The sequence below is a fragment of the Arhodomonas sp. SL1 genome (assembly GCF_052060015.1).
Classification (GTDB): Bacteria; Pseudomonadota; Gammaproteobacteria; order Nitrococcales; family Nitrococcaceae; genus Arhodomonas.
In genome coordinates, this window is sequence record NZ_JBPODZ010000009.1 from 86,049 (window position 1) to 108,296 (window position 22,248).

The 22,248-nt window shown below is 68.6% G+C and carries 20 protein-coding genes and 1 pseudogene; 11 read left to right on the plus strand and 10 right to left on the minus strand.

All coding sequences use genetic code 11. The annotated features are described in order from the left end of the window. The first annotated feature begins 32 nt into the window (after nt 1-32). From ACQ754_RS13130 to ACQ754_RS13145, 4 genes are all read left to right on the plus strand, one after another. A complete protein-coding gene (locus ACQ754_RS13130) occupies nt 33-710 on the plus strand; it encodes a TIGR00153 family protein (protein WP_440997488.1) in 678 nt (225 codons plus the stop codon). A 29-nt stretch (nt 711-739) separates the two neighbouring features. Then, nucleotides 740-1,993: an inorganic phosphate transporter gene (locus ACQ754_RS13135; RefSeq protein ID WP_440997489.1), complete on the plus strand. Its 1,254-nt coding sequence runs from the start codon at nt 740-742 to the stop codon at nt 1,991-1,993. 146 nt (nt 1,994-2,139) lie between these two features. Then, complete coding sequence (locus ACQ754_RS13140; protein ID WP_440997490.1) at nt 2,140-3,606, plus strand: glyceraldehyde-3-phosphate dehydrogenase; 1,467 nt, start codon at nt 2,140-2,142, stop codon at nt 3,604-3,606. 64 nt (nt 3,607-3,670) lie between these two features. After that, entirely contained in the window at nt 3,671-4,216 is a 546-nt protein-coding gene (locus ACQ754_RS13145) for a DUF2058 domain-containing protein (RefSeq protein WP_440997491.1), read from the plus strand. Here the strand turns inward: ACQ754_RS13145 and ACQ754_RS13150 are convergent. Together ACQ754_RS13150 and ACQ754_RS13155 are read right to left on the minus strand one after the other, a co-directional pair. Next, on the minus strand, nt 4,186-5,118 hold the full coding sequence (locus ACQ754_RS13150) for a DMT family transporter (protein WP_440997492.1): 933 nt from the start codon (nt 5,116-5,118) through the stop codon (nt 4,186-4,188). The two genes, ACQ754_RS13145 and ACQ754_RS13150, sit on opposite strands and share 31 nt — an antisense overlap. Continuing rightward, nucleotides 5,106-6,758 (minus strand): acyl-CoA dehydrogenase family protein, encoded by a 1,653-nt coding sequence (locus ACQ754_RS13155; protein ID WP_440997493.1) that lies wholly within the window; start codon nt 6,756-6,758, stop codon nt 5,106-5,108. Before ACQ754_RS13155 ends, ACQ754_RS13150 begins: the two co-directional genes overlap by 13 nt. A gap of 165 nt (nt 6,759-6,923) precedes the next feature. On the opposite strand from ACQ754_RS13155, the gene ACQ754_RS13160 reads away from it, so the two are divergent. Next, entirely contained in the window at nt 6,924-7,250 is a 327-nt protein-coding gene (locus tag ACQ754_RS13160) for a DMT family transporter (protein WP_440997494.1), read from the plus strand. A 28-nt stretch (nt 7,251-7,278) separates the two neighbouring features. On the opposite strand, the gene ACQ754_RS13165 is transcribed toward ACQ754_RS13160, so the two are convergent. Beyond that, nucleotides 7,279-7,725 (minus strand): EF-hand domain-containing protein, encoded by a 447-nt coding sequence (locus ACQ754_RS13165; protein WP_440997495.1) that lies wholly within the window; start codon nt 7,723-7,725, stop codon nt 7,279-7,281. 203 nt (nt 7,726-7,928) lie between these two features. Here ACQ754_RS13165 and ACQ754_RS13170 point away from each other — a divergent pair, with 203 nt between their 5' ends. After that, on the plus strand, nt 7,929-8,438 hold the full coding sequence (locus ACQ754_RS13170) for a hypothetical protein (protein ID WP_440997496.1): 510 nt from the start codon (nt 7,929-7,931) through the stop codon (nt 8,436-8,438). A 64-nt stretch (nt 8,439-8,502) separates the two neighbouring features. On the opposite strand, the gene ACQ754_RS13175 is transcribed toward ACQ754_RS13170, so the two are convergent. From ACQ754_RS13175 to ACQ754_RS13200, 6 genes are all read right to left on the minus strand, one after another. Continuing rightward, nucleotides 8,503-9,483: an FAD:protein FMN transferase gene (locus ACQ754_RS13175; RefSeq protein ID WP_440997497.1), complete on the minus strand. Its 981-nt coding sequence runs from the start codon at nt 9,481-9,483 to the stop codon at nt 8,503-8,505. Between the two features lie 31 nt (nt 9,484-9,514). Beyond that, a complete protein-coding gene (locus ACQ754_RS13180; protein WP_440997498.1) occupies nt 9,515-11,722 on the minus strand; it encodes a PepSY domain-containing protein in 2,208 nt (735 codons plus the stop codon). An 11-nt stretch (nt 11,723-11,733) separates the two neighbouring features. Beyond that, a complete protein-coding gene (locus ACQ754_RS13185) occupies nt 11,734-12,204 on the minus strand; it encodes a DUF2271 domain-containing protein (RefSeq protein WP_440997499.1) in 471 nt (156 codons plus the stop codon). Nucleotides 12,205-12,249: 45 nt separating this feature from the next. After that, complete coding sequence (locus tag ACQ754_RS13190; RefSeq protein ID WP_440997500.1) at nt 12,250-12,858, minus strand: hypothetical protein; 609 nt, start codon at nt 12,856-12,858, stop codon at nt 12,250-12,252. A 130-nt stretch (nt 12,859-12,988) separates the two neighbouring features. After that, nucleotides 12,989-13,669, minus strand: a complete 681-nt coding sequence (locus tag ACQ754_RS13195) for a response regulator (RefSeq protein WP_440997501.1) — start codon at nt 13,667-13,669, stop codon at nt 12,989-12,991. A gap of 27 nt (nt 13,670-13,696) precedes the next feature. Then, a complete protein-coding gene (locus tag ACQ754_RS13200) occupies nt 13,697-15,082 on the minus strand; it encodes an ATP-binding protein (protein ID WP_440997502.1) in 1,386 nt (461 codons plus the stop codon). A gap of 127 nt (nt 15,083-15,209) precedes the next feature. Between ACQ754_RS13200 and ACQ754_RS13205 the strand changes: the two genes are divergently transcribed. The 3 genes and pseudogenes from ACQ754_RS13205 (at nt 15,210) to ACQ754_RS13215 (ending at nt 17,179) form a co-directional block, all read left to right on the plus strand. After that, entirely contained in the window at nt 15,210-15,761 is a 552-nt protein-coding gene (locus ACQ754_RS13205; RefSeq protein WP_440997503.1) for a cytochrome b, read from the plus strand. Between the two features lie 271 nt (nt 15,762-16,032). Next, a pseudogene (locus tag ACQ754_RS13210) lies at nt 16,033-16,086 on the plus strand (hypothetical protein); the annotation flags it as partial. Between the two features lie 52 nt (nt 16,087-16,138). Beyond that, a complete protein-coding gene (locus ACQ754_RS13215) occupies nt 16,139-17,179 on the plus strand; it encodes a ferredoxin reductase family protein (RefSeq protein WP_440997504.1) in 1,041 nt (346 codons plus the stop codon). Between the two features lie 73 nt (nt 17,180-17,252). On the opposite strand, the gene ACQ754_RS13220 is transcribed toward ACQ754_RS13215, so the two are convergent. Then, the gene (locus ACQ754_RS13220) at nt 17,253-18,263 is read right to left on the minus strand and encodes a histone deacetylase family protein (RefSeq protein ID WP_440997505.1); all 1,011 of its coding nucleotides are present in this window, start codon (nt 18,261-18,263) and stop codon (nt 17,253-17,255) included. Nucleotides 18,264-18,417: 154 nt separating this feature from the next. Between ACQ754_RS13220 and ACQ754_RS13225 the strand changes: the two genes are divergently transcribed. Together ACQ754_RS13225 and ACQ754_RS13230 are read left to right on the plus strand one after the other, a co-directional pair. Next, entirely contained in the window at nt 18,418-19,353 is a 936-nt protein-coding gene (locus tag ACQ754_RS13225) for an AEC family transporter (protein WP_440997506.1), read from the plus strand. Between the two features lie 129 nt (nt 19,354-19,482). After that, nucleotides 19,483-22,221 carry a bifunctional acetate--CoA ligase family protein/GNAT family N-acetyltransferase gene (locus tag ACQ754_RS13230; RefSeq protein WP_440997507.1) on the plus strand — a complete coding sequence of 913 codons (2,739 nt, stop codon included), beginning with the start codon at nt 19,483-19,485 and terminating at the stop codon, nt 22,219-22,221. The last annotated feature ends 27 nt before the right edge of the window (nt 22,222-22,248 follow it).

Here is a 22,248-nt window from a genome sequence, read left to right on the forward strand (position 1 = left end):
TACGCCGCGTTCCGGTAACAGCGGGTGTGACCATGCCCCCGAACTTCTTCAGCCAGCTCTTCGGCAAGTCACCGGTCAGCCCCCTGCAACGGCACATGGCCGAGGTGAGCGCCTGCGTCGAGGAGCTGGTGCCCTTCTTCGAGACGGTGCGGCGTGAGGACTGGGAGGCGGCCGAGGCCCATCAGGCACGCATCGCCCGGCTCGAGAGCGATGCCGACCGCCTCAAGCACGAGCTGCGCCTACAGCTGCCCAAGGGGCTGATGCTGCCGGTGGCGCGGCGGGACCTCCTGGAGGTCCTGACCATGCAGGACAAGGTAGCCAACCGCGCCAAGGACATCTCCGGGCTCATCCTCGGCCGCCGCATGAGCTTTCCTGAGGCCATCGCCGAACCCATGGCCGCCTTCATACAGCGCGCCGTGGACACCACCCGCCAGGCCCGCAAGGCCATCGAAGAGCTCGACGAGCTCTTCGAAACCGGCTTCCGGGGCCACGAGGTGGATATCGTCAACGGCATGCTCACCGAGCTCGACCGCATCGAGAGCGACACCGACCGCCTGCAGGTAACCATCCGACAGGAGCTGTTCAAGCTCGAGGATGAGCTGCCTCCCGTGCACGTGATGTTTCTCTACCGGATCATCGACTGGATCGGCAGCCTCGCCGACCGTGCCCAGCGCGTAGGTAGCCGCCTGCAACTGATGCTCGCACGCTGACCACCCACCTTCCGGGCGCCGAGGGTTCCATGGAGTTCGAGATCACACTGCTGGTGCTGGCGACGGTATTCGGCCTGTTCATGGCCTGGGGCATCGGGGCCAACGACGTGGCCAACGCCATGGGGACCTCCGTGGGCTCCAAGGCGGTCACCATCACCCAGGCGGTGATCATCGCCGCCATCTTCGAGTTCGCCGGGGCCATCCTCGCCGGTGGCGAGGTCACCGACACGGTGCGCAAGGGCATCGTCAACCCGGAGGTGTTCGTCCAGGCCCCCCAGCTGCTGGTCTTCGGCATGCTCGCCGCCCTGCTCGCCGCTGCGGTGTGGCTGCTCGTGGCCTCCTACTTCGGCTGGCCGGTATCCACCACCCACTCCATCGTCGGGGCGGTGGTCGGCTTCGCCGCCGTAGGCATCGGCCCGGAGGCAGTACACTGGGACAAGACCCTATCCATCGTGGCGAGCTGGGTGGTCTCGCCATTGCTCTCCGGCACCATCGCCTTCTTCCTGTTCCTCTCCGTCCAGCGCCTGATCCTCGATACCGACACCCCCCTCGCCAACGCCAAACGGTATGTGCCCCTGTACATGTTCGCCGTCGGCTTCGTTGTGGCGCTGGTGACCCTAACCAAAGGGCTCAAGCACGTGGGCGTGGAGTTCGGCCTGGTGGCAAGCGCGCTCATCGCGGCGGGCACCGGCTTGATCGTCCTCGCCGCGGGGGTGGCGGGCATCCGACGGCTCGACATCGATCCGCGGGCGGATCTGGACTTCCACTACACCAACGTTGAGCGGGTCTTCGGTGTACTGATGATCATCACCGCCTGCGCCATGGCCTTCGCCCACGGCTCCAACGACGTGGCCAACGCGGTCGGGCCAGTGGCCGCGGTGGTCAGCGTGGTGACCAGTGGGGGGGAGGTCACCGCCACGGCGGACCTCAATGTCTGGATCCTGCTGCTCGGTGGCGTGGGCATCGTCATCGGGCTCGTCACCTACGGCCAGCGGGTGATCCGCACCGTCGGCCAGGGCATCACCTCCCTGTCGCCGAGCCGCGGCTTCGCCGCCACCATCGCGGCGGCCACCACGGTGGTCCTGGCCTCGGGGACGGGGTTGCCCATCTCCACCACCCACACCCTGGTCGGGGGCGTACTCGGGGTGGGCGTGGCCCGCGGCATCGCGGCACTGAACCTGCGCATGGTCGGCCAGATCTTCATCTCCTGGATCGTCACCCTGCCAGCGGGGGCGGTGCTCGCCGTACTGTTCTTCTACATCCTCGAGGCCCTGCTCGGCTGAGCCGATGGCCCCGGCGGAGACCACGATCGTCGGATCACGATCGCGGGGGACGGGACAATTCGGGCATTTTGTCGTAGCATTCGCGGCGCCGTAACCCGCCGTACGGCATCACAATTGCGGATGCAGGAAACCCAGGGGAACGATCCATGTCGATTACCGAGCGCGACGTCCACCTCCAGCAGTGGAAACAGGCCCAGGAGCTCGCCGAGCAGATGCTGCCCATCATCGGCCGGCTCTACCGCGACCGCGGCCTGGTCCTGCGTATCTACGGTCGCCCGCTCAACAACGTCAACACCATCGACATCCTCAAGGCCCACCGCTTCGTCAAGCAGTACGAGGGCAACCCCCTGGACATCCGTGACAGCTACGCCATGCTTGAGGCGCTGTCCGCCCTCCGCCTCGCACCGGCCCGGCTGGACCTGGGCCGGCTGGCGGTGGCCTACGGCAAGCTCGAGGAGCCACGGCCGGCGCTCACCGACTGGCTGCGCGAGGAGCTCGCCGAGATCGTCGACCGCGAGGGTCCGCTGCTCGAGGCGCCCCAGGACGTGGTCCTCTACGGCTTCGGCCGCATCGGGCGACTGCTTGCGCGACTGCTCATCGAGAAGACCGGCGCCGGCAACAAGCTGCGCCTGCGGGCGGTGGTGGTGCGCCCGAGCAACGACCCGGACGATCTCGACAAGCGCGCCAGCCTGCTGCGGCGGGATTCCGTGCACGGACCGTTCAACGGCTCCATCTTCACGGTACCCGAAGAGAATGCCATCGTCGCCAACGGGAACTACATCAAGGTCATCTACGCCGCCTCCCCGACGGAGATCGACTACACCGCCTACGGCATCCACGACGCCCTGATCCTGGACAACACCGGTAAGTGGCGCGACGAGGCGGGCCTGTCCCAACACCTCAGGGCCGAGGGCGCGGCACGGGTCCTGCTCACCGCCCCGGGCAAGGGGAACCTCAAGAACATCACCTATGGGGTGAATCATCGCGATATCGCCCCGGACGACCGTATCCTATCGGCGGCGAGCTGTACCACCAATGCCATCACCCCGGTGCTGAAGCTGATCAACGACCGCTACGGGCTGGAATACGGCCACGTGGAGACGGTCCATGCCTATACCAACGACCAGAACCTGATCGACAATTACCATAAGGGTTCCCGACGCGGGCGCAGCGCGGCGCTGAACATGGTTCTCACCGAGACCGGAGCCGCCAAGGCGGTCGTCAAGGCGTTGCCGGAGCTCGGCGGCCGGCTCACCGGCAACGCCATCCGCGTGCCCACGCCGGATGTGTCCATGGCCGTGCTGAAGCTCACCCTCAACGAGGAGGTCGACGAGGAGGGCCTGCGGCAGTTCCTCCGCGACGCCGCGCTGTACTCGCCGCTCGCCGACCAGATCGACTACACCGCCTCAACGGAGATCGTCTCCACCGACCTGGTGGGCTCCCGGCACGCCGGGGTCATCGACGCCGCCTCGCTGATCACCCACGGCCGTCATTGCGTCATCTACGTCTGGTACGACAACGAGATGGGCTACAGCTGCCAGGTGATGCGCATCGCCCAGGAGATGGCCGGGTTGAGCCTGCCCTACCTGCCGCGACCCCAGGGCCAGGGATAGGCGGAAGAACGCCGGCGCGTATACCCTGTCGAACAGGGATGAAACCGGATCGAGGGGTGCCCCCATGAGCAACTCGCTGCGCGAGCAGATGCTAAAGGCCGGTCTGGCCTCCGAGGACGACGTCAAGCGGGTCGAAGGCCAGAAGCGCCCCAAAAAGGGCGCGAAGAAGAAGAAATCCCAGCGTCGCCCCCAGCAGGACGAGGCGGCCCGCCAGGCCGCCCTCTACGATGAGGCCAAGCGCGCCCGTGACCGTGACTTAAACCGCCAGCGCGAGGCGGAGCGCCAACGACAAGCCGAGGAGAAGGCGGCCCGCAAGCGGGTGATCGATGCCGAGATCCCCCGGGATGAACGCCACTGCGACGTCACCTTCAACTTCAGCCACGACGGCCGGATCAAGAAGATCCATGTCAGCGCCGAGCAGCAGCGCGACCTCGCCGCGGGGAAGCTGGCCATCGCCCGCACCCGCGGCCGTTACCGGCTGATCCCCGGCGAGATCGCCGAGCAGGTGGGCCAGGCGGCCCCCTTCCTGGTGATTTTCCGCGCCGAGCCGGGCGCCGACGAGGACCCGGACTACGCCGACTACCCCGTGCCCGACGACCTCATGTGGTAGCCGGCCGGGCGCCCCTGGCTGGCCTCCCGCAGGGCCAGCCAGGAGTGGACGGTGATCGCCCCGAGGATGAGGAACCCGCCCACCAGGGTCAGCGGCGGCGGCTCCTCGCCGATGGCGGCCCAGACCCACACCGGCGCGAGCACCGTCTCGATGAGCAGGAACAGGCTCACCTCCGGGGAGGGCAGGTAGCGGGTGGCGGTCATCAGTAGCACCGACGCCAGTGGCATCTGCACCAGCCCCATGATGGCAAGCCAGCCGTAGCTCGCCGGCGCCAGGCTCCAGGGCTCGGCGAAGGGCCAGGCCAGCAGCCCGGCAACCACGCCGGCGCCGCAGGTCACCGGAATGCGGGGGATGTCCGGGAACCGCCGCAGCAGGGTCAGTGCGGAGGCAAGGGAGACGCAGAGCAGGATGGCCAGGCCGTCGCCCAGCATGGTGCCGCCACCGAGGGAACCGGAGAACACGATCACCACCGCGGCGATGCTCACGGCAATGGCCACCGCGGTGCGCAGCCGGATGCGCTCCTTGAGGAACACCCGGGAGAGCACGGCGGCGAAGAACGGCGCGCAGCTCAGGATCACCACGGTGTTCGCCGCCCGGGTATGGGAGACGGAGAGCACGAACAGCGCGTTGTTGATCCCGTAGATGACCATGGCGGCCACCACGGCGGTGATCTCCCGGCGGCCGTGGGGGCGCCAGGGCTCGCCACGCAGCAGCAGGACCAGCCCCATGGCGATGGCGATGCCCCAGCCCCGCCAGAACGCCACGTTCCAGCCCTCGGTGCCGGCCAGGCGTACCAATAGGGCATCGAAGCTAAGCGCCAGTACACCCGCGGCGGCGACCACGGTGCCGATGCGGTGGGGATCGGCCATGGCGGCGTCGGGCCAACGCCTCAACACGGCCATACCCGTTCCAGGATAGCGGCGCGGTCAAGGCCGCTCGGCAGGGTGCCGAAGGTCAGCCCACCGGGGCCGAGGCGGCCCGCACAGAAGGCCTCGGCCACCGCGGCCGGGGCCCCGCGCACCAGCAGACTGCCCTGCAACGCCAGCGCCATGGCCTCGGTGAGGTGCCGTGCCACGGCGGGGTTCTCCCCCCCCTCCGCCATCAGCCCGGGGATGCGGTCGATGGCTGCGTCTAGGCGCGGGTCGGCGCCCCGGGCGGCGGCGAGCTCCGCCAGCACCGCGTCGCCCGTTTCCGGCTCCCGGGACAGGGCACGGAGGACATCCAGGCACAGTACATTGCCCGAGCCTTCCCAGATGCCGTTCACTGGCGCCTCCCGATAGAGCCGGGGCAGCAGGGAGGTCTCGACGTAACCGTTGCCCCCCAGGCATTCCATGGCCTCGCCGATGGCCGGGACCGCACGCTTGTTGGTCCAGTACTTCGCCACCGCCGTGCCGATACGCGCGAGCGCGGCCTCCGCCGGCTCCTCGCGGCCGCGCTCGAAGGCGGCGGCGAGGCGCAGCACCAGGGCCAGGCCCGCCTCCACCTCCAGAGCAAGATCGGCGAGCACCTGCTCCATCAGCGGCTGCCGGGCGAGGACCCCACCGAAGGCACGCCGAGCACGGGCGAAGTGCCAGGCCTGCACCAAGGCCTGGCGCATCATCCCCACCGGCGCAGTGGCGGCGTCCAGGCGGGTCTGCTGCACCATCTCGATAATGGTGCGCACGCCCCGCCCCGGCTCACCGACCCGCTGCGCCCAGGCGCCGCCGTACTCGACCTCGGCGGAGGCGTTGCTGCGGTTGCCGCACTTGTCCTTGAGCCGTTGCAACCGGATGGGGTTACGGCTGGCGTCAGGGCGCCAGCGGGGGACCAAGAAACAGGTCAGGCCCTCGCCGGCCTGGGCCAGCGTCAGGAAGGCGTCCGACATAGGGGCGGAGCAGAACCATTTATGGCCGGTGAGCACGTACTCCCCGTCACCGCCGCTGTGGATCGCCTCCGTGGTGTTGGCGCGGACGTCGGAGCCGCCCTGCTTCTCCGTCATCGCCATGCCGAAGGTCACACCCGCCTTCTCCCCCGCGGGGAGCGAACGAGGATCGTAGCTGGTGCTCAGCAGCCGGGGCACCCAATCCTCGGCCACGGCGGGCTCGGCCAATAGCGCCGGCGCCGCGGCATGGGTCATGGTCACCGGACAGCACACCCCCTGCTCGGGCTGGGTAAACAGATACATCCCCGCCACGTGGGCGAGATGGTCGCCGGCCCCGCGGCGCCGCCAGGCCACGGCATGGAGGTCATGGCCGACGGCCAGCGCCATCAGGGCATGGTAGGCGGGATGGAAACGCACCTCGTCGACCCGACGGCCCCCCGCATCGAAGGCCTCCAGCTCCGGCGGGTTGCCCTCGGCGAGCCGTCCCTGCTCGAACCAGTGGTTCCGCCCGGTCTCGCCACCGAGGGTACGCAACCACTCACCGACCCATTCCGGGCCCAGGCGGCCGACTTGCTCGCGCAGCGGCCGGTCCGTGGCCCAGGCGTCATAGTCGTCCAGGGGCGGCGGCTGATTGAAGACCTCGTGGGTCCCCAGCCGGGTGCTCGGTCGATGATGGATCATGGCGGGCCTTTCTGCCGCGGGTCTCATGGCCATCCTAGCAAGCGCGCCGCCGCCACGGCAGCGCGACCCGACCGAGCACCTGACCCCGACGCCGCGCTCCGGTAGAATCCGGCCAGCACCAAGCCGCCCAATGGGGACACCTTTGCACGCATCAAAGGTAGGGCCATGAAGGCCCTCGTCTACCTGGCCATCGCCATTATCAGCGAGGTCATCGCCACCACCGCGTTAAAGGCCTCCGACGGCTTCACTCGGCCGCTGCCCGCGGCCATCGTGGTGGTCGGCTATGCGCTCGCCTTTCTACTGCTCGCGGCAAGCCTCAAGCAGCTGCCGGTAGGCTATGTCTACGCCATCTGGGCGGGACTGGGGATCGTCGGGGTGGCGATCACCGGGGCGATATTCTTCGGCGAAACCTTCTCGGCACTGAAGCTCGGCGGGATCGCGCTGATCATCGCCGGCACGGTACTGCTCAACCTGCCGGGGGCGAGGGGCTGACCTACGGCTAGCCCCTCCACGAGCCGGGTCAGTCGTCGTAGCGGCGATCCTTGCGCCGATAGTCGTCATCGTCGTCGTCATCCCAGCGCTCACCGCGACCCATCTCCCGGGGACCGATCTGGCCGTCGCCGTCGCGGTCCATTCGCATCAGCCGCCGCTCCATGGGATAGACGAACTCCTGCTCGCTGACGAGGCCGTCGCCGTCGCTGTCCAACCGCTGCACCCGGCGCTCGGCGCGCCAGCGCATCATCGCCTCCTGCATCTCGTCCGCATCCACCTGACCGTCGCCGTTGGCGTCCGCGGCGGCGAAGCGCTCCGCATGGCGGTTGCGCAGGTCCTCCACGCTTGCCGGCAGGTCCCCCGGGTTCAACCCCATTGCGTGGCCCCCGCCCATACGGCCCGGCCCGGCGATGGCGATGCCGGCGGCACCGACGGTGATGGCGAGCGCCCCAATGATCAGCTTGCCCTTGTGCATGACCACTCTCCTTTCGTCATCCTGTCTGCGGCCGCGACCCCGTGCCGCGACCTCGAGGACGATTCTCCCGGCTGCCGGTGAAGCGAATATGCGCGGATCGCGGAGGGAATGTGAAGATCGCCGGGGTCCGTTGCTGGTCGGCGAGGCGACGGCTATGCTCGCATTAATAAGTACTTACGCTACTTTTTAAGGAGGGCCATCCGATGCCCCGCAATACTCGGTCGTGCTTGCTCGCGTGGGCCAGCGCAACGACACTCGCTATTGCTGTATCCGTGCCGCTGCATGCCGCGGAGCCGGTCACCCCCAAGCTCACGGAGAAACTCGACCGGCTCCTTCGCGAGGAGATGCGTTCGGTCCAGGCAGCGATGGGACAGATCCATTCGGCCATGGTCATGGGAGAGCACGCCGCCGTAGCCGAAGCGGCCCAGCGCGTCCACGACAGCTTCATCCTCCAGCAATCACTCACCGACGAGGATCGCCGCGACCTGAAGGCCGCCGTCCCGCCGGGCTTCATCCAGCTCGACCGCGAGTTCCACGAGCTCTCGGCGAACCTGGCCGACGCCGGGCGCTCGGAGGACACGGCGAGCCAGTTTCGGGTCTACAACCGCATGACCCGCAACTGCATCCAATGCCATGCCCGCTATGTCTCGGATCGTTTCCCCGGCGTTGAGCAGCTGGGTGATGGCGACCGCGGTTCCAGCGCCTCCGAATGATCACCACGGCAGGCCAAACCATTGGGTGCCCTTGAAGGGGCGCGCAGATCCCCTCCGCTCCGAGTCAATTCGGCCGTGCGGCAGTTCGGTGCCCAGGTCCGGCCGACTCGGAAGCGACCCTATTCATCCGATCGCTAGGCGGGTCGACGGAGGAGAACAGGTCACCGATTCCGAGCGTGGACAGCCCCTCGGAGCCGCGGTCACAGAAAAGGAACAGCGCATTCAGCCCCATCGCCTCGGCGAGAACACGGCCGCGTTCGGCACCTAGGACCATGAGCGCGGTCGCCCACGCGTCCGCCTCGACACAGCGCCGGGCGAGGACGGTCACCGAGGCGGGCCCGGCGGCGAGCGGGGCGCCACGACTCGGGTCCATTGTATGGGACAGCCGGTGCCCCTGGATTTCAATCCAGTGCCGATAATCGCCGGAGGTGGCAACGGCCGCATCCTGGAGCATCAGGATGGAGTGCGGTGCACGGGCCGCCGGGTCCGGGGCCTCGACGGCGATGCGCCAACCTTCGCCATCAGAGCGCAGCCCCATGGCGCGCATTTCCCCGTCGATACCAACCAGTGCATCCCGGATGCCAAAGCTTACGAGCACCTCGGCGAGCCGATCCACACCATAGCCCTTGGCGATACCGTTGAGATCGAGCGTGATCGGTGCGCGCTTGATCACACCACCCTCCTCCAGGGTGAGCACCTCGTGGGCCGGCCTTCGGGGTGCCGCGAGCGCGGTGCGAATCCGCTCAACGCGCGCCTCAGTGGGCCCGAACCCCCAGGCGGCGACCGCGTCGCCCATGCCGATATCGAAGGCCCCACCTGAAGCGCGCCCGACTTCGAGACCGAGTGCCAGCACCTCTCGCAGGCGCCCGGGTACCGCGGTGCGTTCATGCACGGGCGCGTCGTTCAGCCGCATGAGGTCACTGTCGGGTTTCCAGGTCGACATCTGCCCATCCACCTCGTCCACGGCCGCCTGCAGTGCGACCCGCAATGCGGATGGATTGAACTCTGGCGCCGTGAGAAAGGTCGCCTGCCAGCGCGTGCCCATGGTTGGGCCGTTCAGCGCGTGGCGTACCGCATCAGTAGACGTCTTCGACATATTGCCCCTTCTCCTTCAGCACAGCCGGCGTCAAGCCTGTCGGGGCCAGGATCTCCTCCAGCGCCTCGGAAACCCCCCGGGCCATACCTCGTCCGCCGCAGACCACAACTCGCGCGCCTCTTCGGATCGCCTCGGCGACCGGCACGGCCTCCGCGCGTAAAGCATCCTGCGCATAGTGCGGGCGTGCCGCACGCGAGGTTGCGGTGGAGAGACGCTCGAGCCGTCCTTGCGCCTGCCACTCGGTCATCTCCCTGTCGTAAAGGAAATCGCTGTCCGGGTGACGCATGCCGAAGAACAGATGCACTGGGCGGTGCCCTGTGTTCTCGCGGATGAACCCCGCAAGCGGCCCCACGCCCGTGCCCGCGCCGATCAGGATCAGCGGCGCACGCCCCGAACCCGGTTTGAAGTCGGGGTGACGGCGCAGAAACGCACGCACCGTCTGACCCGGCTCCAGCCCCACGAGCTGGCCCGAACACAGGCCACCGGGGTGTTTCCGGACCACGATCTCAATGAAGCCGTCGCGGCGCCCCGAGGCCAGCGAGTACAGACGCGGTAGCTCCGAGCCTTCCGGCACAATGCCCAGGAGATCGCCCGCGGTGAACCGGCCGAACCCGTGCCCAGTCAGGCGCTGCCAGAGCCGCTCCCTTGGCAGGGCGAAACGCAGGATGGACGTGGGCGCCTGCACCTCGGTGCCATAGTCGCGACGCGAAACGAGTGTGAGATGGCGCGTAGCGTGGCCCTGGGGCTGGTGCGCCAGCTCCAGCTCGAGGCCCAGGGTGGCTCCGAGCACGCGCCCCCAGCGGGCGAAGTCCTGCGGCGACTGGCGATCGACGGTGTCCATCGGTAGAAGCATCTCCCAACCCTTCGCCTGGGCCGCCGCCTCGACGCGGCGGGCATAGGCGCAGAAGGCGGGGAAGTTGCGAGCGCCGAAGCCAAGGATGGCAAGCGGAGCGGTGGGCGCTGTCGCCATCGCCGCGAGCCGTTCGAGAAACCCGCTGGCCGAAGAGGGTGCCTCGCCGTCCCCATAGGTCGCAGCCAGCACGAGGACGCGCTCGGCGTTCGTGTACCGCTCGGGGGCAAAGCTCGACATCGATGCCGTGTGCACGGCTTGCCCGGCACCGATCAGCGCCCGGTGCAACGTCGCCGCGAAGCCCCAGGTACTGCCGCCCTCACTTCCGACAAGGATCACCGTTTGTGCCTGCGCGGCCGGACGGTTGTCGCGGATACGCGGCCGCGCGCGACGCCGACACCACCACAGAATCGCCCCAGTGATGCCCATCACCGGCACACCGAGGGCCGTAATCCCCAGCGCCAACCCTACGAAGGCCGCGCCCTGGCCGGTGTGGAGCATGTAGATCGTCTCGGAGAGCTGCTGCCAGACCGAAAGCGGCTCCCACGCTAGGAGCGCGCCGGTGCCCTGGTCGATGTAGCCCGTGCCATCGTTGCTCGAGAGCGTAAACACATCGGTGGGATCGCTGGGATACGGGAAGGTGAGCTCGCGCAGCGCGCGGACGGGCGTATCGCGCAGCGCCGGCATCTCCGCGGTCACGGCCCCTGTACTGCCGCTCACCTGATCGGGGAAGGTCGGCACCGCCTCGCCCTCGGGCAGGTAGCCGAAGGTCGAGGCAGTCATCCAAAGGGCTGTCACCGACGACAGCGCCAGCCCGAAGACCACGACGCGTGCGATTTCCGTGTGCAGCCGAGCGCTCGTGGACCCGCGCACCGGTCCGAACCAACGCCGCCAGCCACCGGTACGACGCGCCACAAGGCACGCGCCCGAGAGCGCCAGCACGAGCATCGCTGCGGCACCGCCCGCCGTGGTCCAACGCCCGAAATCGCCGAGGAACAGCGAGCGGTGCAGATCGGTCAGCCACCCCTGGACCGCGCTTGGCGCGGCAGCGGTGAGCGCCTCGCCCGTCCGTGGGTCGATGACACCGCTGCCGGCCTGACCGTCGGCGAACCAGTACGCCCGGATCCGCCCCGAGGGGGCACGCTTGATCTGCTCCACCCCGGGGTGGGCGGCCTGAATACGCGAGGCCAACTGCGCCACCGTCATTTCTTCCCCGGCCACCGGCGTCGCAATCCGCTCCATAGCAGGAAATACCGAGAGCGCGGCACCACTGACCGACAGAACGACAAGAAGGGCAAGGGCCACCAGCCCGGGCCATCTATGCAAGAGGCGAATCATGGCCCGCCCCCTTACAGGTCGTACTTGAAGCCGGCAACGTAACGGCGACCACGCACCATCTCACCGGCATTGGCACGGTTCAGGGGGATGTTGATCTCGCGCGGGGACTCGCGCATATCCTCAACCGCCGCATCGATATGCAACGTGTACCCTGCCTCGAAAAGTGCATCGTTGAGCTCCAGGGTGAATTCCAGGGTCTGCCCCTCGCCGACACTGGCACCGGTGATGCCGTCGACCTGTGCCGTATCACCACCGGTGGCGCGATACCAACCTCTCAGGTCCTTGTAATATTTCGATTTCTCACCAGCCATCCAAAGGCTGCCGACATAGTTGCCGCTGGCATCGGTGACGTAATACGCCAAGTAGGCGCCATTGCCACCGTAGCCGTTCAGCTGCGTGGTGAAAGTCACCGGCGCCGCCGAGGCCATCCCCGGCAGGGCCAGCGCGGCGGTTAGCGTGAGGGGGGCGAGGATCGATTTCATCGTGTCTTCTCCTTTCGGTTCGCAACCAAAGCCATCGCCACGGCCTTAGTTCGTATTCACCTTCGGGTTCGAGTCCGGCGCGAACAGGCCATTGTCCGGGGGCGCGGTAGTGCCGGCCGGGGCCGGTCCGGCCGTTGCACTGCCCTCGTCGTCCTCGTCGTCCTCGTCGTCCTCGTCGTCCTCGTCGTCCTCGTCGTCCTCGTCGTCCTCGTCGTCGTCGTCGTCGTCGTCGTCGTCGTCGTCGTCGTCTTCGTCTTCGTCTTCGTCTTCGTCGTAGTAGCGGTGGTCCCAGGCGGCATCGCGCCCCATGCCGACGCCGGGTTCTTCCGCCGACCTGGCGAACTCCGCCCGGCTGACCGCACCGTCGCCGTCTCGGTCGAGCCACTGAATGCTGCGTTCGGCACGCATACGCATCAGCAGCGCCTGCACCTCGTCGACGTCGAGCCGCCCATCCCCGTTGCCATCCGCCTCGGAGAAGCGGCCCGCGAGCCGTTCCTTGAAGGTCCGAGCCTTCATGGACGAAGCGCCCGCCGGGACGGCGCGATCCATCATGACGGCATCATGACGCGGGCTCCGCTCCGGACCAGCACTGGCCAGACCCGCAACGGCGACGGTGAGGACAGTGGCGCCGATAAACAGTTTGTCGTTCCGCATGGGGCATCTCCCGTGAGTACTGCGAGAATCGCGGTCGCGGTTCGCCGCGACCTCGCAGACGATTGTGCTCACGGGCAGTGGAGGGAATATGCGTGGAGCGCGGAGATAATGTGAACGCCGCCCCCGGCGTTCAGTCCAGCGCCTCCAGGCGATAGCCGACACCGTAGACCGAGCGAATCAGCTCGTCGTCGGGGCGGACCGCGGCGAGCTTGCGCCTCAGGTTCTTCACGTGGGTGTCCACGGTGCGGTCAGTGACCACGCGGTGGTCGTCGTAGAGGCGGTCGAGGAGCTGATCCCGGGAGAACACCCGCCCCGGACGCGAGGCCAGGGTGGCGAGCAGCCGGAACTCCACCGGTGTCAGACCAAGATCCTGGCCATCCAGGCTGGCCCGGTAGGCGGCCTCGTCCACCGCCAGGCCGCGCGCCGAACCCGGTACAGGCTCGCTGCGCCGCGCGCGGCGCAGGATGGCCTTCACGCGGGCGACTACTTCCCGGGGGCTGAAAGGCTTGCAGATATAGTCGTCGGCGCCGAGCTCCAGGCCCAGCAACCGATCGATCTCCTCCACCCGAGCGGTGACCATCACGATCGGCACGTCACTGAACCGGCGCAACTCCCGGCACACGCTCATGCCGTCCTGCCCCGGGAGCATCAGGTCCAGCAGAATGAGCTCAGGGTCGTGGGCACGCACCCATTCCACCACCTCGCTGCCATCGGCGAGGCAGTGCGGCTCATAGCCGGCGTTGCGCAAGTAATCGGCGAGCAGCGACGCGAGGCGCTGCTCGTCCTCCACGATCAGGATCCGTCCGTTCATCGTTCCGCTACGCCCCTTGCGTTGCCCCTATTGACGCGGCAGCCGCACCAGGATTCCCAACCCGCCGAGCGGCGAGGCATAGGCCTCGATGCTGCCGCCGTGAGCCTCGACGATGCTGCGACAGATCGCCAGCCCCAGGCCGGCGCCCCCACTGGCGCGGCTGCGTGAGCCTTCCACCCGGTAGAGCCGCTCGAAGATCCGCCCAAGGGCGGCCTCGGGGACCGCTGGTGCGGAGTCCTCCAGGCGCACCGTCACCCGCTCCGCCCCGAACTCCAGGCGCAACCGGGCCTCGCCGCCGACGTCGGTATAGCGCAGGCTGTTCTGTAACAGGTTGCCCCAGAGCTGCTCCAGTCGGCGCCGATCACCACGCACCGTCACCGCTTCGGCGGGCAGATCCAGCCCCAACGCCAGGCCCGCCTGCTCGAAGCGCGGCCGCCACTGCTCCACCAGGGCGGAGAGCAGCCCGGTCAGCTCCACCGCCTCCATTCGGTAGCTAAGCGCCCCGGCATCGGCCAGGGAGAGCTCGTAGAGGTCGTCAATGAGCCGGCCCAGGGTGGCCACGCTCTCCTGCAGGCCCGCCACCGCCTCGGGGGTGAGCGGCCGGACCCCGTCCTCCATGGCCTCCAGCTCGGCGCGCAGCACGGACACCGGCGTGCGCAACTCGTGGGAGAGGTCGGACATCACCTCCCGGCGCAGGCGCTCGTTGCGCTCCAGCGTCTCCGCGAGGCGGTTGAAGTCCCGCGCCAGCTGGCCGAGCTCGTCGCGGCGGTCCTCGCGCACCCGGGTCGCGTAATCGCCGGCGGCCAACGCCCTGGTGGCCGTCGCCAGTCGCCGCACCGGTGCCAGAAAGCCCCGTGCCAGCAGCAGGCCGAGCAACGCGGCCAACGCCGCACTGATCCCCGCAATGGCCCAGGCCGTCTCCAGCTGCTGGTGCTGGAAGCGCAGGGCGATGCCTTCGGTCACCTCGCTACTGGGGCGGTAGACGAGCCAGCCGAGCGTCCGGTCATCCTCCTCGATGCGGATGCGCACGGCACTCTCCGGATCCAGACCGGGCCCCGCCACCCGGTCCCCATCCGCATCCAGCAGCGTTGGGCCCGCCCCTGGAGGGGGCACGGCGCGCCCCCCGTCGCGGCCCTCGTGTTCCTCATCATCGCGCTCCCGCCACAAGCCGTGGCGCACCGTTCGTCGCCAGCGTCCCTCCTCTCGGAGCCCCGCCCAGCCCTGGTGATCGTCGTAGTAGTCCTCCAAGGCCTCGGCGAGCTCCTCCATGCGCTCGCCCTCGCGCTCGCGCACGTACTCCAGGAAGTCGCTGCGGAAGGTCCATTGGACCGCCCCCGCCATCAGCACCACCACCAGGAGGGCGATGCCGAGGAAGGCGACGAAGAGCTTGGCAGTAATACCCGGGCGTCCCATGGGGCCTTCCTACCGGCCGGCGCCGGGCCTGGCAAGGGTCATCACCGCAACTACTCCGTTTCTTCGAAATTCCCTCACCTTTGCCGTCGAATCTGGCGGGGAATCCCGACCCGACATGGAGGCAACGATGCAACTAATGGACTCGCAAGCGGACTACGGCAGCCTGACGCGGACCCTGCACTGGCTCACCGCCGCGCTGATCGCGGCGATGCTGCTGCTCGGTTGGTTCATGGAGGAGCTCCCGGAATCCATGGAGGAGACGGCGGTGGGCCTGCACATCAGCCTGGGCGTGTCCGTCCTCGCCCTCGGTGTGCTGCGCCTCGCCTGGCGGCTGGCTAATCGGCGCACGCCGGCCCATGACACCGGGCTGCTCGGGGCGGTGGCGGTCGCCGTGCAGTGGGCGCTGGTCACCGCCCTCATCGTCCTGCCCCTGAGCGGCTGGTTGCTGGTCTCCAGCGGCGGACACAGCGTCGAGTTCTTCGGGCTGTTCACGCTGCCGCCGCTCACCGGCGCCAGCGAATCGCTCCACGAGCTCGGTGAGGAGGCCCATGAGCTGCTCGCCTGGGTCCTGGTGGGGCTGTTGGTGGTCCATATCGTCGGGGCACTGAAGCATCACCTGCTCGATGGCGACGACACCCTGCGGCGAATGCTCCGCGCCACCGCCCGGCCATCTCAGTAGACCCGTCGGCCACCGGTGTGACGTTGATCCGCATCACCCGCGTCGGTGGCCCCTTCTGTGATAATCCCCCGGCATACCCAGTCACCGCTGCGGCACGGAGAAGCCGGCTATGCGCCCCATCAAGATCGCCCTGTGGAGCTTCCTCGTCGGGTTGACCCTGCTGTGGCTGCTCGCCGACACCCTGCTACCGGATCCGCTCACCTACTTCTCTTTCCGGCACGTGTTCGTGCAGTACAGCGGTGTCCTCGCCATGGGCGTCATGAGCCTGGCGATGGTGCTGGCCCTTCGGCCGGCATGGGCCGAACGCCCGCTCAACGGGCTCGATAAGATGTATCGCCTGCACCGCTGGCTTGGCATCACCGCGCTGGTGGTGGGCATTGGTCACCAAGTGGATAGTCGGCTGGGGCTGGCTCAGCCGCCCGGGTCGAGGCGGCGGGGGTGGCGACGGTGCGCAGGAGTCGTTACGCCACGCGCTGCGCGGCCTGGCGGAAACGGTGGGCGAGTGGACCTTCTACGCGGTGGTCGTGCTCATCGCGATCGCGCTGTTGCGCCGCATCCCCTACGGCTTCTTCCGTTGGAGCCATCGTCTGCTCGCTCTCGGCTACCTGGCGCTGGTGTTCCATACCCTCGTCCTGACCGAGCCGGAGTACTGGGGCCAGCCCATCGGCTGGGTGCTGGCGGTGTTGCTCACCGCGGGCACCGTCGCCGCGGTCATCTCGCTCGCCGGCCGCATCGGCCGCTCGCGGCAGGTCGGCGGCACCGTCCGCTCGGTGACCCACTTCGAGCCACTGCGGGTGGTGGCGGCCACCGTGGAGCTGGACCCCGACTGGCCCGGTCATCGCCCCGGCCAATTCGCCTTCGTAACCCGCGACCGCAACGAGGGGGCCCACCCCTACACCATCGCCTCACCGTGGGACCCGCAGACCCGCCAGGTGGAGTTCGTGGTCAAGGCCCTGGGCGACTACACGGCACGGGTACAACGGGAGCTCTGCGCGGACACGCCGGTGACGGTGGAGGGGCCGTACGGCTGCTTCGATTTCAACGACGACCGCCCTCGGCAGATCTGGATCGGCGCCGGGATCGGCATCACCCCGTTCATCGCGGGGATGAAGTACCTGGCCCGTCACCCGGGCGGGCCGCCCGTCGACCTGTTCCACCCGACTACGGACCACGATCCCGCCGCCATCCAGCGAGTCGCCGAGGACGCCCGCGCCGCGGGCGTGCGCCTGCACGTGAGCATCACCCCGCGGGATGGCCGGCTCACGCCGGGGGGCATCCGGCGGGCGGTGCCGGACTGGCGCGAGGCGAGCATCTGGTTCTGCGGACCGACCGCCTTCGGGCAGGCATTGCGCCAGGATTTCATGGCTCATGGCCTGCCAACCGACGCCTTCCACCAGGAGCTCTTCCAGATGCGCTAAGCCGCCTGCAGCGCCGTCGGGACGGGCACGAGCGTCCCGTCCCATACTCCGGCGCGGCCGATGAGGGCCAGGGCTAGCGGCCCAGTAGTCCGGAGAAGAACTGGCGGGTGTTCTCGGCCAGGCTCTCCAGGTGATAGCCCCCTTCCTGGACCACCAGCACCGGCAGCTCGGTATCCCGCAGGATGCCGCCCATACGGGCGAACCCTTCCGAGGTCACCGCAACCTTGGCCTGAGGGTCATCCTTGTAGATGTCGAAGCCGAGGGTGCAGATGATCACATCCGGGGCGAACAGCCGGATGGCGTTCATGGCGTCGTCCAGGCGCTCGAAAAAGGCCTCCTCCGGCGAGCCGTGGGGGATGGGCATGTTGATGGTGTAGCCGTAGCCCTCACCACCACCACGCTCGTCCTCGAATCCGCTGACCACCGGGTAGAAATTGGTGGGATCCCCATGGATGGAGATGCAGAGGACGTCATTGCGCTCCCAGAAGACCTCCTGGATGCCCTGGCCGTGGTGCACGTCCGGATCCAGGATCGCCACCCGGGGATAACGGGACTGCAGGACCTTAGCAGCGATGGCGGCGTTGTTGAGGTAGCAGAAGCCCCCGGCGGCGTCGATGCGGGCGTGATGCCCCGGCGGCCGGCTCAGGGCGTAGGCGTGGCGCTCGCCGTCAAGGACCGCCTGGGCCGCGGAGACCGCGCTCTGTGCGCCCCAGTAGGCGGCGGTCCAAGTGTGCTCGCCCACCGGGCAACTGCCGTCGGCGAGGTAGCGCGCCGCCTCGGCGAGGATGCCGCGCATGGGATTCGGCGAGCGCATGAACACGTTGGAGAGCACCTCCTCGCCCCAGTCCTTCGGCCAACGGCGGTGGCAAGACTCCAGGAAGCGCAGGTAACCGAGGTCGTGCACCGCATTGAGCGGGCGCAGGCCATGATCCTCCGGTGCCACCACGGGGATATCCAGGGCCTGCAGCCCCTCACGGATGCGTACGGTGCGCTCCGGCAGCTCCTGGGGGGCACGCATCTGCCCGCGGCTGAAATAGGTCCGTGGGTGGTGCTGGTCCTGGGCGGAATGGAAATACGCCTTCATCGTGTGTTCTCCGCTGACTTGCCTCGGTTGCGCTCACTGGCCTTACAATCCCCGGACCGGCGCCGTGCGGCGGGTCGGGCCCCGGGTCCGACAGCCCAGAGTACCAGCGAATGGCCGCCGTTGGGATCTCCCACCACAACCCCTGAAAGGCCCCATGCTCAGCACCAGCCTCCAGGCGGTCGTCGCCGCCTTGGTCCCGATCTTCGCCCTCATTGCCCTGGGCCACGGACTCCGGCGCACCGGTTTCCCGGCCCGGGGCTTCTGGCCGGAGCTCGAGCGCCTGGTCTACTACCTTCTCTTCCCGGCACTACTGGTGGAGACCCTGGCCACCGCCAACGTGGACGCAGGCCGCGTCATGCCGGTGGCCGCCGCGGTGGTCACGACACTGGCCGGCATGTCCCTCGGCCTGCTCGCCCTGCGACGGCTGTTGCCGCTGGACGGCCCCGGCTTCACCTCCGTGTTCCAGGGCGGCATCCGCTTTAATACCTATTTGGGCGTGGCCACCGCCCTCGCCCTGTACGGACCGGCGGGTGCGGCGGTGGCGGCCTTGGTCATGGCGCTGCTGATCCCCCTGGTCAATGTCATCAGTGTCGCGGTGCTGCTTCGCTACGCCGACGGCCGTGGCTCGCTGACGGCCACACTCCGCGGCATTGCCCGCAATCCCCTGATCCTCGCCTGCGTGCTGGGGATCGCGCTCAACCGCACCGGCATCGGGTTGCCGGCGGGCTCGGATGCAGTGCTCGAGATCGTGGGCCGGGCGGCGCTGCCACTCGGGCTGATGACCGTCGGCGCCGGGCTGCAACCACGTACCGCGGTGGGTAACACAATGGTGATTGCCATCACCACGGCGGCCAAGCTCGCGGTGATGCCGCTGCTCGCCTGGATGGCGGCCACGGCCTTCGGCCTAGGCGGGCTCGAGACCCGGGTGCTTATCCTCTTTGCCGCGCTCCCCACCGCCAGCTCCGCGTTCATACTCGCCCGACAGATGGGCGGTGACCACGCCCTGATGGCCACACTCCTGACCGCGCAGACCCTGGTCTCGGTGGTCAGCCTGCCATTGATCGTGCTGCTTTCCGGACCACCGGGCTGATCGCGCCACCACTCGCACGCCAGTCCTCGGCGTACTATCATGCGGCAGTGCAGCATGGCGGTCACGGCCGCACACTGCTTGAATTTCCACGAACGATATCCGCCGGCGAAAGCTGCGAGGGAACAACCCATGACGGTCCGCAACCTAGAATACCTCTTCGAGCCCCGCTCAGTGGCCCTCATCGGGGCCAGCCGCAAGGAGGGCAGCGTCGGCAGCGTGGTGGCGCGTAACCTGTTCAAGTCGGGGTTCGAGGGGCCGGTGATGCCGGTCAACCCGAAGCACCGGGCGGTCCAGGGGGTGCTCGCCTATCCGGACGTGGCCAGCCTGCCGATGACCCCCGACCTCGCAGTGATCGCCACGCCGCCCAAGACAATTCCGGGCATTATCGGCGAGCTTGGCGAGCGCGGGACCCGGGCGGCCATCGTGATCACCGCGGGCTTCGGCGAGGGGGACGACGAGGAAGGCCGCGAGCTGCGCCAGCAGATGCTCGACGCTGCCCGGCCCCATCTGCTGCGGGTGCTCGGACCCAACTGCCTAGGGCTCATCGTGCCTGGCTGCGGGCTCAACGCCAGCTTCGCGCACCTGGATCCGCCCGAGGGGAAGATCGCCTTCGTCACCCAGTCCGGTGCCATCGTCACCGCGGTGCTCGACTGGGCCCACAACCACGGCATCGGCTTCTCCCACATGGTGTCACTGGGGGACATGGCCGACGTGGACTTCGGCGACACGCTGGATTACCTCGCCAACGACCCGGACACCGGCGCCATCCTCCTGTACGTGGAGGCCATTAGCCACGCGCGCAAGTTCATGTCGGCGGCGCGGGCGGCCTCACGGATGAAACCGGTAATCGTGGTCAAGGCCGGCCGCCACGCCGAGGGCGCCAAGGCGGCCGCCTCCCACACCGGCGCCCTGGCGGGCTCGGATAAGGTCTACGATGCCGCCTTCCGCCGCGCCGGCATGCTACGGGTGGACACCTTGGGCGAGCTGTTCGCCGCGGTGGAAACACTGGCACTCGCCCCCACCCCCAAGGGTGATCAGCTCGCCATCCTCACCAACGGCGGTGGCATGGGCGTACTCGCCACCGACGCCCTGATCGGTCGTGGCGGCCACCTCGCCGAGCTCTCGGAGGGGACTCTGGAGCAGCTCAACGGCTTCCTGCCGACTACCTGGTCCCACGGCAATCCCGTGGACATCATCGGCGACGCACCCGGCGAGCGCTACGGCAAGGCCCTGGAGGTGCTGCTGTCGGCGGAGGAAGTGGACGCCGTGCTCACGCTGAACTGCCCCACCGCCGTGGCCGACCCCCAGGACGCCGCCGGGGCGGTAATCTCCACACTCCGTCAGCAACCCAAGCGCGGCGGCAAGCCGGTGCTCACCAGCTGGGTGGGCGATCACCTGGCCGTGCCCGCGCGACGGCAGTTCGCCGCCGCCGGCGTACCCACCTACACCACGCCGGAGGCGGCGGTGCGCGCCTTCATGCACGTGGTGGAGTTCCACGAGAACCAGCGCGCCCTGCTGGAGACCCCGCCCTCCGTGCCGGAGGCATTCACCCCGGACACCGACCGAGCCCGGGCCCTCATCGATGGCGCCCGGCAGGAGGGCCGGGAGTGGCTGAGCGAGGCGGAGGCCAAGGAGCTGCTGGCCGCCTACGGCGTGGCGGTGGTGCCCACCCGGATCGCCGCCGACCCGGACGAGGCGGCCCGGGTGGCCGCGGAGATGGAGGGACCGTTCGCGGTGAAGATCCTCTCCCGCGACATCTCCCATAAGAGCGACGTGGGCGGCGTGGCCCTGGACGTCCGCGACCCCGAGGAGGTACGCGCCACCGCCGAGAGCATCCGCGATCGGGTCAGCCGCCACCACCCCGAGGCCCATCTCGAGGGCTTTACCGTCCAGCCCATGGTCCACCGACCCGACGCCTGGGAGCTCATCGTCGGCGTCAGCGAGGACGCCCAGTTCGGTCCGGTGATCCTCTTCGGCCAGGGGGGCACGGCGGTGGAGGTCATTCAGGACCAGGCCCTCGGCCTGCCGCCGCTGAACATGAAGCTCGCCGACGACATGATTCGGCGCACCCGTATCGACCGCCAGCTCCGCGGCTTCCGCGGCGTCGCCGCCGCCGATCGCGACGCCCTGGCCCTGACCCTGGTGCGCATCTCCCAGATCGTCGCCGATCTGGCCGACGTCGCCGAGCTCGACATCAACCCACTGCTGGCGGACCACCAGGGGGCCATCGCCCTCGACGCCCGGGTACGCATCGGGGAGACCCGCGGCAGCGGCACCGGCCGGCTCGCCATCCGGCCCTACCCCCGGGAACTGGAAGAGACGGTCACCCTGGACGACGGCCGCGAGTTCTACCTCCGGCCCATCACCCCCGAGGACGAAATGCCCCTGCGGGATTCCTTCGCGCGCCTGAGTCCCGACGAGGTACGACTGCGGTTCTTCATGCCCATGAAGCGGCTGACCCATATGCAGGCGGCCCGCTTCACCCAGCTCGACTACGACCGCGACATGGCCCTGGTGCTCACCGAGCCCGGGGTCCCCGGGGAGACCCCCATCCATGGCGTGGTGCACATCAACGCGGACCCGGACAACACCCGCGCCGAGTACGCCATCATCATCCACCGGGAGCTCACCGGCCAGGGCCTCGGCCGGCTGTTGATGCAGCGGATCATCGACTATGCCCGCGACCGCGGCATCCGTGAGATCTTCGGCGACGTCTTGCGGGAGAACCAGGTGATGCTCAAGCTCTGCCGCGAGCTCGGCTTCCGCCGCAGCGCCCATGCCGACGAGCCGGACGTCGTCCGCGTCACCCTGGATCTGCAGCCCGACAGCGCTACCGAAGAGACGACGGCGACGGACGGGAGCGGCTAGGACCCCGGGGCAACATCGCCGCCGCGC

Coding starts and splice junctions, on each gene's coding strand:
- ACQ754_RS13130 (WP_440997488.1), top strand. CDS start 33: ATGCCCCCGAACTTCTTCAGCCAGCTCTTCGGCAAGTCACCGGTCAGC.
- ACQ754_RS13135 (WP_440997489.1), top strand. CDS start 740: ATGGAGTTCGAGATCACACTGCTGGTGCTGGCGACGGTATTCGGCCTG.
- ACQ754_RS13140 (WP_440997490.1), top strand. CDS start 2,140: ATGTCGATTACCGAGCGCGACGTCCACCTCCAGCAGTGGAAACAGGCC.
- ACQ754_RS13145 (WP_440997491.1), top strand. CDS start 3,671: ATGAGCAACTCGCTGCGCGAGCAGATGCTAAAGGCCGGTCTGGCCTCC.
- ACQ754_RS13150 (WP_440997492.1), bottom strand. CDS start 5,118: ATGGCCGTGTTGAGGCGTTGGCCCGACGCCGCCATGGCCGATCCCCAC.
- ACQ754_RS13155 (WP_440997493.1), bottom strand. CDS start 6,758: ATGATCCATCATCGACCGAGCACCCGGCTGGGGACCCACGAGGTCTTC.
- ACQ754_RS13160 (WP_440997494.1), top strand. CDS start 6,924: ATGAAGGCCCTCGTCTACCTGGCCATCGCCATTATCAGCGAGGTCATC.
- ACQ754_RS13165 (WP_440997495.1), bottom strand. CDS start 7,725: ATGCACAAGGGCAAGCTGATCATTGGGGCGCTCGCCATCACCGTCGGT.
- ACQ754_RS13170 (WP_440997496.1), top strand. CDS start 7,929: ATGCCCCGCAATACTCGGTCGTGCTTGCTCGCGTGGGCCAGCGCAACG.
- ACQ754_RS13175 (WP_440997497.1), bottom strand. CDS start 9,483: ATGGGCACGCGCTGGCAGGCGACCTTTCTCACGGCGCCAGAGTTCAAT.
- ACQ754_RS13180 (WP_440997498.1), bottom strand. CDS start 11,722: ATGATTCGCCTCTTGCATAGATGGCCCGGGCTGGTGGCCCTTGCCCTT.
- ACQ754_RS13185 (WP_440997499.1), bottom strand. CDS start 12,204: ATGAAATCGATCCTCGCCCCCCTCACGCTAACCGCCGCGCTGGCCCTG.
- ACQ754_RS13190 (WP_440997500.1), bottom strand. CDS start 12,858: ATGCGGAACGACAAACTGTTTATCGGCGCCACTGTCCTCACCGTCGCC.
- ACQ754_RS13195 (WP_440997501.1), bottom strand. CDS start 13,669: ATGAACGGACGGATCCTGATCGTGGAGGACGAGCAGCGCCTCGCGTCG.
- ACQ754_RS13200 (WP_440997502.1), bottom strand. CDS start 15,082: ATGGGACGCCCGGGTATTACTGCCAAGCTCTTCGTCGCCTTCCTCGGC.
- ACQ754_RS13205 (WP_440997503.1), top strand. CDS start 15,210: ATGCAACTAATGGACTCGCAAGCGGACTACGGCAGCCTGACGCGGACC.
- ACQ754_RS13220 (WP_440997505.1), bottom strand. CDS start 18,263: ATGAAGGCGTATTTCCATTCCGCCCAGGACCAGCACCACCCACGGACC.
- ACQ754_RS13225 (WP_440997506.1), top strand. CDS start 18,418: ATGCTCAGCACCAGCCTCCAGGCGGTCGTCGCCGCCTTGGTCCCGATC.
- ACQ754_RS13230 (WP_440997507.1), top strand. CDS start 19,483: ATGACGGTCCGCAACCTAGAATACCTCTTCGAGCCCCGCTCAGTGGCC.